Raw genomic sequence first — 12,934 nt, forward strand, 5'->3', positions numbered from 1 at the left:
TCTATCTATATAGAAAAGGAGATTCAGCGCTTACCACTCGCGTGGTTTTAGGTATCGCTCGTAAAGTTCAGCTTCAGGTGTGCCTGGTTCCGGTTGGTAGCTGTATTCCCATCGTGCTAACGGCGGCATCGACATCAGAATCGACTCAGTACGCCCGCCACTTTGTAAGCCAAATAACGTGCCACGGTCATACACTAAGTTAAACTCCACATAGCGACCACGGCGGTACAGTTGGAAATCGCGCTCACGCTCGCCGAACTCAATATCTTTACGTCGCGCAACAATAGGTAAGTAAGCCTGACAGAAGCCTTCGCCTACCGCTTTAATGTAATCGAAACACTTATCAAATTCCCAATGGTTCAAATCATCAAAGAACAAACCACCAACACCACGCGTTTCGTTTCGGTGTGGAAGGAAGAAGTACTTATCACACCATGCTTTGTGATCGGCATAAACGTCATCACCAAACGGGGCACAGATTGTCTTTGCTGTATCGTGCCACGACTGACAGTCTTCTTCAAAAGGATAGAAAGGAGTCAGGTCGAAACCACCACCAAACCACCAAATAGGGTCTTCTCCCTCTTTTTCTGCAATGAAGAAACGTACGTTAGCATGAGAAGTCGGTACATAAGGGTTTTTAGGGTGAATAACCAGAGAAACACCCATCGCTTCAAAGCGGCGACCAGCCAACTCTGGACGATGAGCTGTCGCTGACGCTGGCATTTCTTTTCCTTCAACATGAGAAAAGTTTACCCCGCCCTGCTCAAAAACATGGCCATCACGCAGGACTCGAGAACGACCACCACCACCAAGGCGCTCGCCCGGCTCACGATGCCATGCATCTTCGACAAAGACGGCCTTTCCATCTTCTTGTTCTAACTGCTGACAAATAGAATCCTGAAGCGACATCAGGAACTGCTTTACAGCATGCTTATCGATTACTGACATACGTTATTACCTATTATCCGATAACTATTGATAACTAACTGGCAGGGTTAGCCCTGTCTTAATATTTGCGAGGTTTTAGCGTCACGAATCTCACTTGGTTTATCACGGCCACTGGTTTCACCACGAAGAATCGCCACCAGTTTGTCTCCTAACTGCAGCTCAACTTCTTCTGTCGTCATGCACGGCGGTAAGCCAGAAAGATTTGCGCTGGTAGAGGTTAACGGCTTTCCGAATGCATTACACATTTTTTGCACCAAAGGATGATCAGTCACACGAACAGCAATTGAATCAAACTGCCCTGAAACCCAATTAGATACTTTATCGCTCGCAGGCATGATCCAAGTGTACGGACCCGGCCAGGTTGCATGAACTTTATCTAGTTGCTCCTGAGTAAGTTGAGATTCATCAATATAAGGCAATAACTGCTCATAACTGGCCGCAATCAGAATAAGCCCCTTCTCTACTGGACGTTGTTTCAGTTCCAGCAGTTTTTGGATGGCTTCTGGGTTGTCCGGATCGCACCCGACACCAAAAACGCCCTCTGTCGGATAGGCAATTACTTCGCCTTGCTGTAGTGCGCTCAGCACCTGTTCAAAGTTATCCACCGATTACTTCCTGATAGTCTGATTATTATGTTATGCCGCTAAGTGTACAAAGATTCATTCTCAGAGACTAAAGCTATTTTTTTATAAAATGTATCAATAACATTTACCGAGCCACGCAAACGTTTGCTTGAGACAAAAATCCCCGTATAATGCGCACAAATTTATCAGCTCACCTAATTTTGCAGCTTGAAGGAGTTTGAGATGAAAGTCGGTATCATCATGGGTTCTAAATCAGATTGGCCAACCATGAAATTAGCAGCAGACATGCTGGATCAGTTTGGTGTGTCTTACGAAACAAAAGTGGTGTCAGCTCACCGTACTCCTCAGCTGTTAGCCGATTACGCAAGCAGTGCAAAAGAACGTGGTATCAAAGTGATCATCGCTGGTGCGGGCGGCGCGGCTCACCTTCCAGGCATGGCAGCGGCATTCACCAGTGTGCCAGTACTCGGCGTTCCGGTTCAGTCTCGTGCACTGAAAGGCATGGACTCTCTGCTGTCTATCGTACAAATGCCAAAAGGTATCGCAGTCGGTACGTTGGCAATTGGCGAAGCGGGCGCAGCTAACGCAGGCATCCTGGCAGCACAGATTCTGGGTACTCATGATGAAAGCATCATGGCCAAAGTCGAAGCGTTCCGTAATGAACAGACAGAAACCGTACTGGCGAACCCAAACCCAGCTGAGGATTAATCGGATGCATGTACTGGTTCTCGGAGCAGGTCAGCTGGCTCGTATGATGTCTCTGGCTGGTGCGCCACTGAATATTCAAATCTCGGCTTACGATGTCGGTAGCGGTAACGTTGTCCATCCTCTTACTCAACACGTGCTTGGACATGGTCTAGAAAATGCCATTGAACAAGTCGATGTTATTACAGCAGAATTCGAGCATATTCCTCACGATGTACTCGACATCTGTGAAAAAAGCGGAAAGTTCCTTCCTAGTACCGAAGCCATCAAGGCTGGCGGTGACCGACGTCTTGAAAAAGCATTATTAGATAATGCTGGTGTACGTAACGCAAAGTACTACGTAATTGAAACACGGGAAGATTTTGAACGTGCCATTGAACACGTCGGCATGCCAATGGTGCTGAAAAGCGCTTTAGGCGGCTACGACGGGAAAGGACAATGGCGCTTGAAAGAAGCTTCTCAGGTAGACGCTATCTGGATGGAAATGGCCGAGTGCATCGCAACAACACCAACTCAAGCGATTGTAGCTGAGGAGTTTGTGCCATTTAACCGTGAAGTATCGTTAGTCGGCGCCCGCGGCAAAGATGGCAGTGTTGAAGTTTATCCGCTGGCAGAAAACGTGCACACCAATGGTGTGTTGAGCCTGTCGACAGCCATTGATGCACCAGAGCTGCAAGATCAAGCCAAGCAAATGTTCACCGCAGTTGCAGACAGCCTGGAGTACGTTGGCGTATTAGCTCTCGAGTTCTTTGATGTCGATGGTGCTTTGTTGGTTAATGAGATTGCTCCACGGGTACACAACTCAGGTCACTGGACACAACAAGGTGCGGAAACTTGCCAGTTTGAAAACCATCTGCGCGCAGTGTGCAGCTTGCCACTAGGCAGCACCAAACTGATTCGCGAAACCTCGATGGTAAACATTCTTGGAGAAGATACGCTCCCAGAAGCACTGCTGGCGATGGATGGTTGCCATATCCACTGGTACGGTAAAGAGAAACGCGCTGGGCGCAAAATGGGTCACATCAATGTATGTGGTGACTACCCGGGAGAACTGCAACGCAGAGTTTGTGCATTAGCAGAAGTGTTGAATCCTGTTGCTTTTCCTGCTGTGCATGAGTTTGCCAAACAATCACAGGCTTAGCATCCACATCCAGCTCAAGACAAATAAAAATGGTCGCACTTCAAATGCGACCATTTTTATTTCTATTCGATTCATTAGCCTTGCTGAGTATGCTGACACTTGCGGTTTGCACATTGCAACTTGATACCACTGGCGAGTTTCTTCTCAACCAGCAAAGTAAACCCACACTCTTCACACTGGCCTTTGACCGGAGGTAGGTTCACGGCAAACTTACACTTTGGGTAATTATCACAGGCATAAAATGTTTTACCGAAGCGCGTCTTTCGTTCAACTAAATGACCTTTGCCACAATCGGGGCAAGCATACTGCTCCTGAGACTGCTTTTCTGGTTCAGGCTGATTAATCGACTCAATATGATGGCAAGCAGGGTAATTACTGCACCCGACAAACATGCCGTAACGCCCCTGACGCAGAACCAGCTCATTCGCGCAATCAGGACACGGTACACCGAGCTCTTTTACGATGTGACCATCATTACTGTGCAACGCTTTGATATAGTCACAACTTGGATAGTGATTGCAACCGAGAAACGGGCCGTGTTTACCGTGCTTGAGGGTTAGCTCACCGCCGCATTTTGGACAAGGCTCATGAACCAGAGCGTGCTCATGCGCAGAGAAAAGGGTGTTGTCGATTTTACTACTCATAGTTACCGCTTAATTGAAGGCATGCAAAATAGACAAGCTCCGTTAGTATGATTGAACCAGAACTTGTCTAGATTGAACTTAGTGAAGAATCCCCTGCTCCTTGGTATATAACAGCTCTTCCATCAGCGTATAAGCATTTTCATTACCCGGTACATTAAACAGCACCATCAGAATGATCCATTTCAGATCATCAAGTTCAAACTCGCTTGTTTCCAGCCCCATCACGCGGTCAATGACCATTTCACGCGTTTCTGTCGTCAACACATTGATTTGCTCAAGGAATAACAAAAAGCCCCGGCTTTCTATATCCAGACGCTGCATCTCTTTTGCAGTGTAAATACGAGTCGATGACGATGCGATACACGCCGATATGGCTGAAGATGTATCACTTTGCTGCAGTGCGGCAAGCTCTTCTAACCAGACAAGGGCTTTGTAGATATCTTTTTGCTGGAAGCCTGCACGGAGCAGCTCATCTTCCAACTCGTCTTGTTCGACCTGTAACTCTGCATCGCTATGGATGTAGGTTTCGAATAGATACATCAGTATATCCATCATCATAGCTAGCCCCTCCCCTTTCGAATATAGCCACCTGAAACTGCAACAACATGCCCTGAAAGCTCAAGCTCCAAGAGCTGCATCATGACTTCCTGGACAGGTATATTGGTCCTGCTTGCAAGAATATCAACCGGTGTAGCTTCACTTCCTACGTTAGCTAACAGCTGAGGAAATGGCAATTCTTCTTCTTCATTTAACGCAGAAAATAAATCAAAAGTCTGATTAACAGACCAGTCGAGCAACGACTGTATTTCATCGAGCACGTCTTTGGTCTTTTCTACGAGACAGGCACCATTACGAATCAAATGATTGCCACCACTGGCATTAGCCGCATTGATAGAGGTAGGCAGAGCAAACACTTCTCTTCCTTGCTCAAGGGCGTAGCGTGCGGTGATCAGCGAGCCACTTTTCTCTGCAGCTTCTACCACTAAAACCCCGAGCGATAACCCGCTAATGATTCGATTCCGACGCGGAAAGTGTTCTGCCCTCGGCTTGGCATCGGGGCGAAACTCAGAAACAAGCGCACCGTTTTCTGCAGCCCGTTGAGCGAGTCCGCGATGCCGGGCCGGATAAATTTGTGCTAGGCCAGAGCCGAGTACGGCTATCGTCTTACCACCAGCCTGCAGGGCTCCGTCATGAGCGTGGCCATCTATGCCCAGAGCTAACCCACTGGTGACGACAAGATCGTTGCGAGCAAAGTCGGCAGCAAAATAACGGGCATGCTGCAATCCGTCAACACTGGCATTACGGCTTCCCACCATGGCAATCTGGGGCTGAGATAAACAGGTAGACTCTCCTTGAACAAACAGTAATGGAGGAGGAGTAACAATCTGCCTGAGTAACGGAGGGTAAAAGGGATCGTCTAAGGTCAGGATATGATGATTTGCAGAGCGTGCTTTCCAGGCCAGGCAAGCATCAACTTCTTTATCGACCGATGACCAAGCTTGAAGTTGCTTCGGGCTCAAGCCAAGTCGTTGTAGGTACTCAGGGGAAGAATTAACAATATTACGCGGGGTATCTTTGCTCAGAAGCTGATTCATTCTGACCCCGCCAATGCCTGGTAAGCAACTCAGCTTTAGCCAGGCAATAAGGTCATTTTCATTGGGACGAGTCATCTGCTGCTGGCGTTTCAGTCAGTGGTGAAACCACTGTGACTCCGTTACTGATTGGTTTGGAACTGTTCGTTATCAGGGCCAAGCTGAAATATTCATAAGGGCGAATCACCAGCAGCTCACCTACCTTACTTTGTGGCAAGGTGATTTTCTTATCAAGTAAGCCAAACTCTTTTTTATAGCCATCGCCATCCTGATAAACCGGATGAGCGTCCTCTTTTAAATCAAATACACTGCCCTGTATCAGCGCATCCGCCGTTCCCCTGTCAATAACAACAACCTGACTGGTCGAGCTAAAGCGGATACCTTCAATGTTTCCGAGCAACTTAGCTGAGGTACCTGCCGGTGAAGGCAATGGATGGAATGTCGTCGTAAACTCACTTTCTGCCATCTGGTTAGGTAACGCAATGTCATTACGAACGATTTCTTGCAGCTGTGAAGTAATCTTTAAGCCAGAATAATCTTCGGAGGCTTCAACTAACTCTCCTTTTGCAATTAAACGCAACGCTGTGATCTCCTTTGAGATGTCCTCTCGTGAGAAAGTCTCCACAGGACGGTAAATAGCCCATTGCGTCGACGTGTGCTCACCGCTGATATACAGCACATCTTCTGCGGTCAGGTATTTACTGCCCTTAGTACTGCCCATCACCTTAACGGCATTATCCAGAGTATCTTCATCTACCAACCGGTCAGAATTGAGATAAGGTATCACCAGGCCTTCAGCTACGGTTGGTACGGCTTTTCTCTCGGTGATACGCGCCTGAGGGCTCAGTTTCTTAACCGGCTTTAAACTCAGTACGGGCTGACCATTGATCCACACTAATGACAGTTTATCACCGGGGTAAATTAAATGCGGGTTGTCTATCTCCGGGTTAACTTGCCATAAACGCGGCCACAACCAAGGACTATCCAGATACATTGCCGAAATATCCCACAAGGTGTCACCTTTCACCACTACATACGTTTGTGGCGCATTAGCTTTAACAGCGAGTGGTTTGGAATCCGCACTGGCGGCTGCACTGAGAGAGAAAAATAACGGCAACATAACACTGGTAACGTTGCGAAAAATTCGATTCATGACCCTCATCCTTGGTCTGTAAAGCAGTAATCAGAGTGAAAATTAATGTTGGATGCTGTCATTTAGGTCATAAAATGTCTAGAATTGACCCAACAAGGTTTGTGCTGTTTCGGCACAGTTCAATATTTCGAGTGAATATGTCTGTATTACAAGTATTAACATTTCCAGATGATCGTCTTCGCACTGTTGCTAAACCTGTCGAAGAAGTGACCCCTGAGATTCAAAAAATCGTCGATGACATGATTGAAACCATGTACGACGAAGAAGGTATTGGCCTTGCTGCAACGCAGGTTGATATCCATAAACGTATCGTAGTGATCGATATTTCAGATACTCGTGATGAGCCTATGGTGCTTATCAATCCTGAGATTCTGGAAAAGCGTGGTGAAGATGGCATCGAAGAAGGCTGTCTATCGGTACCGGGTGCTCGCGCGCTTGTGCCTCGCGCCGCTGAAGTTACGGTAAAAGCACTGGATCGTGACGGCAAAGAATTTACCTTTGACGCTGACGACCTGCTAGCGATTTGTGTTCAGCACGAGCTGGATCACCTGCAAGGTAAGCTGTTTGTTGATTATCTGTCGCCACTGAAGCGTAAACGTATTCAGGACAAGCTAGCGAAGATCAAACGCTACAACGAGAAGCAGCTAAACGCTTAATCGCGAACCATACCAATTATAAGGAAGTCTACCTTGAGTCAGTCTTTACGTATTGTCTTTGCAGGTACTCCGGATTTCGCCGCCCGTCACTTGGCGGCGTTGTTGTCTTCGGAGCACGAAGTAATTGCCGTCTACACTCAACCTGACCGCCCTGCGGGTCGCGGTAAGAAATTGACTGCAAGCCCGGTAAAAAACATCGCCCTAGAACACGACATCCCGGTTTATCAGCCTGAGAATTTCAAATCCGATGAAGCGAAACAAGAACTTGCTGATCTGAATGCTGACATCATGGTTGTTGTTGCTTATGGCTTACTACTACCACAAGCCGTACTAGACACGCCTAAGCTAGGTTGTATTAACGTCCACGGTTCCATCCTGCCTCGCTGGCGCGGCGCGGCACCAATCCAACGTTCAATTTGGGCTGGAGACGCAGAAACTGGCGTTACTATCATGCAGATGGATATTGGTCTCGATACCGGTGATATGCTGAAAATCGCCACACTGCCAATCGAAGCGACGGATACCAGTGCATCGATGTACGAAAAGCTCGCCGAGCTTGGCCCACAAGCGTTGATTGATTGCCTTGCAGATATCGCGACAGGCAAAGCGAATCCTGTTAAGCAAGATGATGATCTCGCCAACTATGCGAAAAAGCTCAGCAAAGAGGAAGCTCGTATCGATTGGAACGATGACGCTGCGAATATAGAACGCTGCGTTCGCGCCTTTAATCCGTGGCCAATGAGTCATTTTGAAGCGGCCGAAAACAGCATCAAAGTATGGCAAAGCCATGTTTCGGAGCAAACCAGCGACAAGCCGGCGGGTACGATTGTGCAAGCAGATAAAACCGGCATTTATGTTGTGACAGGTAACGGCGTACTGGTACTGGAACAACTGCAGGTTCCAGGTAAAAAAGCCATGTCAGTTCAAGATATTCTGAACTCACGCGCGGCTTGGTTTGAAGTTGGCACCCAGCTAATTTAAGCCATACTAGGGTATATACCCTAGGGTCTGTTGACCTTTCGAGCTGATTTTTGCAGCAATTTGTGGGTTCTTTTATACAAGGCAGAGGCTTTGAAATGTAGTTATTCTACTTGATAAGCCGATAACGCAGTAGAAAGGAGCCACAAATGCTGCCCGAAGGGTTCGGCTAAAAGCGTTTTACTCTTTGTTGAGAAGTGCTTGCTTAGAATGACTAGGCTACAAATCTCTCGCCGCGATTAAAACGCTTTTATCTCGAACAAAACTTAACCACGAAAGGTCAACAGACCCTAATTATTACGAACTTTTAGAGGGCAGAGATGCCCTCCTTTACTTTAAGGTACTCATCATGAATGTTCGCGCTGCGGCTGCTAACGTCCTGTATCTTGTCGTCGACAAGGGTCACTCTCTTTCCAGCGCGCTTCCGGCGGCTCAACAAACCATCCGATCTCGTGATCATGCTCTCTTGCAAGAGATCTGTTACGGTGCGCTTCGTTACCTGCCTCGCTTGGAAACGATCGCTAATGAGCTGATGGATAAGCCCCTCAAAGGCAAACAGCGTGTCTTCCATCACCTGATTCTGGTCGGTATTTATCAACTGAGCTTTATGCGAATTCCTGCGCACGCGGCCGTTGGAGAAACGGTTGAAGGCACCAAAGATCTTAAAGGCCCTCGTCTGCGTGGCCTGATTAATGCGGTATTGCGTAATTACCAGCGTAATCAGGAAGAGCTTGACGAGATTGCAGTCAGCCACAATGCCGGAAAATATGGTCACCCGAGCTGGCTACTAAAACTGCTGCAGGACGCTTACCCAGAGCAGTGGCAAGGCATTATCGAGGCCAATAATCAGAAAGCGCCAATGTGGCTGCGGGTAAACCACCAGCACCACACACGTGATGAATACCTGAAGCTACTTGAAGATGAAGAGATTGAGAGCACGCCGCATCCGGAAGCGATGGACGCTCTGAAGTTAGCAACGCCTTGCGATGTGACCAAACTGCCTGGTTTCGAGAAAGGCTGGGTATCAGTACAAGATGCGGCAGCGCAGCTTTCAATTAACTACCTCAAGCCAAAAAATGGTGAACAGATCCTCGATTGCTGCGCCGCTCCGGGTGGTAAGACAGCCCATATTCTTGAGCGCACCTCGGGCAGCGAAGTAGTGGCAATCGACTGTGATGACACTCGCCTGAAGCGTGTGCATGAAAACCTGAAGCGTCTCAACCTTGACGCAAAAGTAATTTGCGGTGATGCCCGTACCCCTCAAGAATGGTGGCAAGGTGAACAGTTTGACCGTATTTTGCTGGATGCACCTTGTTCTGCAACAGGAGTCATTCGCCGTCATCCGGATATTAAATGGCTACGCCGGGCAGACGATATTGCCGCTTTGGCAGATCTGCAACGTGAAATTTTCGATGCTATGTGGACACAGCTAAAACCAGGCGGCACAATGGTTTACGCAACTTGCTCCATCACTCCACAAGAAAACACCGAGCAAGTGAAAGCATTTTTAGCTCGCACCGCAGATGCGATATTGCTGGATTCAGATCCCGATCAGCCTGGGCGTCAGATACTGCCAGGTGAAGACGATATGGATGGATTTTACTACGCCGTGCTCACAAAAAACCGTGCGTAACAGCAAGCTAAATAAGGCGATTGGAGTTATTCAATCGCCTTTTTCAGATAACGAGAAAAGAGTATGAAGATCATAATTCTTGGTGCTGGTCAGGTTGGCGGCACACTGGCAGAAAACCTTGTTGGTGAGAACAACGATATCACCATCGTCGACAACAACTCTGACCGCCTGCGTGAGTTGCAGGACAAATATGACCTACGTGTGGTCAACGGCCATGCAAGTCATCCGGATGTCCTGCACGAAGCAGGGGCACAAGATGCCGACATGCTGGTTGCGGTAACCAACGCTGACGAAACCAATATGGCGGCGTGTCAGGTAGCCTTTACTCTGTTTAACACCCCTAACCGTGTCGCTCGTATCCGCTCTCCAGAGTATCTGGCAGAAAAAGAAGCCCTGTTTAAATCTGGCGCAATCCCGGTCGATCACCTTATCGCACCGGAAGAACTCGTTACCAGCTATATCGAACGTCTTATTCAGTATCCGGGCGCACTTCAGGTTGTCAGCTTTGCCGAGCAGAAAGTCAGCCTGGTTGCGGTAAAAGCCTACTATGGCGGCCCGTTGGTGGGGAATGCGTTATCTGCGCTGCGTGAGCACATGCCACACATAGACACCCGCGTGGCTGCAATATTCCGTCAGGGTCGTCCGATACGTCCGCAAGGCACCACCATCATCGAAGCCGATGATGAAGTTTTCTTTGTTGCCGCAAGTAATCATATCCGCTCTGTAATGAGTGAATTGCAGCGCCTTGAGAAGCCTTACCGCCGAATTATGATAGTCGGTGGCGGTAACATCGGTGCAAGCTTAGCGAAGCGCTTAGAGCAGACCTATAGCGTGAAATTAATCGAACGTAACTACCAGCGAGCAGAAAAACTATCTGAACAGCTGGGCAACACCATTGTGTTCTGTGGAGATGCCGCGGATCAAGAGTTACTGACAGAAGAAAATATCGATCAGGTCGATGTGTTCATTGCCCTGACTAACGAAGATGAAACCAACATCATGTCCGCCATGCTGGCAAAACGCATGGGGGCGAAAAAGGTAATGGTGCTGATTCAGCGCGGTGCGTATGTCGACCTCGTACAAGGAGGCGTGATAGACGTGGCAATTTCACCACAGCAAGCGACAATCTCTGCGTTGCTGACCCACGTTCGCCGTGCCGATATTGTTAACGTCTCGTCTCTGCGCCGTGGTGCTGCTGAAGCCATTGAAGCCATCGCCCACGGTGATGAAACCACATCGAAAGTGGTTGGCCGCGCGATTGGCGACATCAAACTTCCGCCGGGCACGACCATTGGCGCAATCGTTCGTGGTGAAGAGGTCCTCATCGCTCATGATCGCACGGTTATAGAACAAGATGACCACGTCGTTATGTTCCTGGTCGACAAAAAATACGTATCAGACGTCGAAGCTCTGTTCCAGCCTAGCCCGTTTTTCCTTTAGGATTAGCCAATGGTCAACTTACGTCCCGTACTGTTTGTTATCGGGCTGGTTTTATCCAAACTGGCTCTTTTCATGTACATACCGACGTTGGTCGCGTTTTTCACAGGTACGGGCGGATTCCTCGATTTCGCCCAGGCTGTTGTCATCACCCATGTGGCTGCATTTTTCTGCCTGACTATTGGCCGGACGACCAATTTCAAACTCAGTGTACGTGATATGTTCCTGATCACCAGCCTGGTCTGGATTATCGCCAGTGCGTTCGCTGCGCTGCCTTTTGTGTTCATAAACCATATTACGTTCACTGATGCCTATTTCGAAACCATGTCAGGTATCACCACCACTGGCTCAACGGTTTTGAGCGGCCTGGACAGTATGGCACCAAGCATCCTGTTGTGGCGCTCAATTCTGCAATGGCTTGGCGGCATCGGCTTTATCGTTATGGCGGTAGCGGTTCTGCCGATGCTAAACGTTGGTGGTATGAAGCTGTTCCACACCGAGTCTTCCGACTGGTCAGACAAAAGCAGCCCGAGAGCTAAGACCGTGGCGAAGAACATCGTACTGGTTTACCTGACCCTGACCGGTTTGTGCATTGTTGGCTTTGTGCTGACGGGTATGAATGTGTTCGAAGCGATCAACCACGCTTTCACGACACTATCGACCGGCGGCTACTCGACTTCCGACAGGTCGATGAATCAGTTTTCCGATGGTGCACACTGGGTCGCAACCGCCTTTATGTTCCTAGGGGGGCTACCCTTCCTGTTGTTCATTGCCGCCCTGCGTAAACGCAGAATCAGCATTCTGCTTAAAGATGCCCAGGTCCGGGGTTTTGCCTGCCTGTTTATCCTCTCAAGTCTGGTCATTGCTGCCTGGCTGGTAATCCGTGATGGCTACACCATAGTAGATGCATTGCGTGTGTCGATGTTTAATATCGTATCTGTCGTCACCACAACCGGTTTTGGCTTAGAAGACTTCACCGCCTGGGGTGCATTGCCGACAACACTGTTTGCTTTCCTGATGATTGCAGGCGCCTGCTCAGGCTCCACATCCGGCGGTATCAAGATATTCCGCTTCCAGATCGCAATGACTCTGCTGAACAAACAAATGCTAAAACTGGTGCATCCGTCAGGTGTATTTGTCCAGCGCTACAACCAACGTCCAGTAAATGATGACATTGTGCGTTCCGTTGTCGCTTTCGTACTGATGTTTTTTATCACCATCATCTTTATTGCAGGGTGTCTGAGTGCCTTAGGCTTAGATCCGGTTACCAGTATTTCAGGCTCTATCACCGCCGTTGCTAACGTGGGGCCGGGGATGGGATCGGTGATTGGCCCGACAGGTAACTTTGCACCACTACCCGATGCGGCCAAATGGCTGCTAAGTTTTGGGATGTTAATGGGGCGCCTGGAGATTCTGACTATTCTTGTATTATTCTTCCCTGCATTCTGGCGCCGTTAGACCAT

Annotated in this window: 13 protein-coding genes; 7 read left to right on the forward strand and 6 right to left on the reverse strand. The window is 48.6% G+C overall.

Features of this window, described 5'->3' with window-relative positions; all coding sequences use genetic code 11:
• Positions 1 to 30: 30 nt before the first annotated feature.
• A complete protein-coding gene (hemF, locus tag KHN79_RS13900) occupies positions 31 to 948 on the reverse strand; it encodes an oxygen-dependent coproporphyrinogen oxidase (protein ID WP_182011318.1) in 918 nt (305 codons plus the stop codon).
• 47 nt (positions 949 to 995) lie between these two features.
• Positions 996 to 1,553, reverse strand: coding sequence for an L-threonylcarbamoyladenylate synthase (locus tag KHN79_RS13905; RefSeq protein WP_182011317.1), 558 nt, complete (start codon positions 1,551 to 1,553; stop codon positions 996 to 998).
• A gap of 201 nt (positions 1,554 to 1,754) precedes the next feature.
• On the opposite strand from KHN79_RS13905, the gene purE reads away from it, so the two are divergent.
• Positions 1,755 to 2,240: a 5-(carboxyamino)imidazole ribonucleotide mutase gene (gene purE / locus KHN79_RS13910; protein WP_140381076.1), complete on the forward strand. Its 486-nt coding sequence runs from the start codon at positions 1,755 to 1,757 to the stop codon at positions 2,238 to 2,240.
• A gap of 4 nt (positions 2,241 to 2,244) precedes the next feature.
• The gene (locus KHN79_RS13915) at positions 2,245 to 3,378 is read left to right on the forward strand and encodes a 5-(carboxyamino)imidazole ribonucleotide synthase (protein WP_182011316.1); all 1,134 of its coding nucleotides are present in this window, start codon (positions 2,245 to 2,247) and stop codon (positions 3,376 to 3,378) included.
• 74 nt (positions 3,379 to 3,452) lie between these two features.
• On the opposite strand, the gene KHN79_RS13920 is transcribed toward KHN79_RS13915, so the two are convergent.
• The 4 genes from KHN79_RS13920 to KHN79_RS13935 form a co-directional block, all read right to left on the reverse strand.
• Positions 3,453 to 4,022 carry a topoisomerase DNA-binding C4 zinc finger domain-containing protein gene (locus KHN79_RS13920; RefSeq protein WP_182011315.1) on the reverse strand — a complete coding sequence of 190 codons (570 nt, stop codon included), beginning with the start codon at positions 4,020 to 4,022 and terminating at the stop codon, positions 3,453 to 3,455.
• Positions 4,023 to 4,100: 78 nt separating this feature from the next.
• Complete coding sequence (locus tag KHN79_RS13925) at positions 4,101 to 4,580, reverse strand: DUF494 family protein (RefSeq protein WP_182011314.1); 480 nt, start codon at positions 4,578 to 4,580, stop codon at positions 4,101 to 4,103.
• Positions 4,581 to 4,582: 2 nt separating this feature from the next.
• Complete coding sequence (gene dprA, locus KHN79_RS13930) at positions 4,583 to 5,692, reverse strand: DNA-processing protein DprA (protein WP_182011313.1); 1,110 nt, start codon at positions 5,690 to 5,692, stop codon at positions 4,583 to 4,585.
• A complete protein-coding gene (locus KHN79_RS13935) occupies positions 5,676 to 6,767 on the reverse strand; it encodes a LysM peptidoglycan-binding domain-containing protein (RefSeq protein WP_182011312.1) in 1,092 nt (363 codons plus the stop codon). Before KHN79_RS13935 ends, dprA begins: the two co-directional genes overlap by 17 nt.
• A gap of 137 nt (positions 6,768 to 6,904) precedes the next feature.
• On the opposite strand from KHN79_RS13935, the gene def reads away from it, so the two are divergent.
• The 5 genes from def (at position 6,905) to KHN79_RS13960 (ending at position 12,929) form a co-directional block, all read left to right on the forward strand.
• Positions 6,905 to 7,423: a peptide deformylase gene (def, locus tag KHN79_RS13940; protein WP_211907253.1), complete on the forward strand. Its 519-nt coding sequence runs from the start codon at positions 6,905 to 6,907 to the stop codon at positions 7,421 to 7,423.
• Between the two features lie 33 nt (positions 7,424 to 7,456).
• A complete protein-coding gene (fmt, locus tag KHN79_RS13945; RefSeq protein WP_182011311.1) occupies positions 7,457 to 8,404 on the forward strand; it encodes a methionyl-tRNA formyltransferase in 948 nt (315 codons plus the stop codon).
• Between the two features lie 346 nt (positions 8,405 to 8,750).
• Complete coding sequence (gene rsmB / locus KHN79_RS13950) at positions 8,751 to 10,034, forward strand: 16S rRNA (cytosine(967)-C(5))-methyltransferase RsmB (RefSeq protein ID WP_182011310.1); 1,284 nt, start codon at positions 8,751 to 8,753, stop codon at positions 10,032 to 10,034.
• A gap of 63 nt (positions 10,035 to 10,097) precedes the next feature.
• Positions 10,098 to 11,474, forward strand: coding sequence for a Trk system potassium transporter TrkA (gene trkA / locus KHN79_RS13955; protein WP_182011309.1), 1,377 nt, complete (start codon positions 10,098 to 10,100; stop codon positions 11,472 to 11,474).
• A 9-nt stretch (positions 11,475 to 11,483) separates the two neighbouring features.
• Entirely contained in the window at positions 11,484 to 12,929 is a 1,446-nt protein-coding gene (locus KHN79_RS13960; protein ID WP_182011308.1) for a TrkH family potassium uptake protein, read from the forward strand.
• Positions 12,930 to 12,934: the final 5 nt, after the last annotated feature.

The sequence above is a fragment of the Vibrio sp. B1FLJ16 genome, from assembly GCF_905175385.1.
Classification (GTDB): Bacteria; Pseudomonadota; Gammaproteobacteria; order Enterobacterales; family Vibrionaceae; genus Vibrio.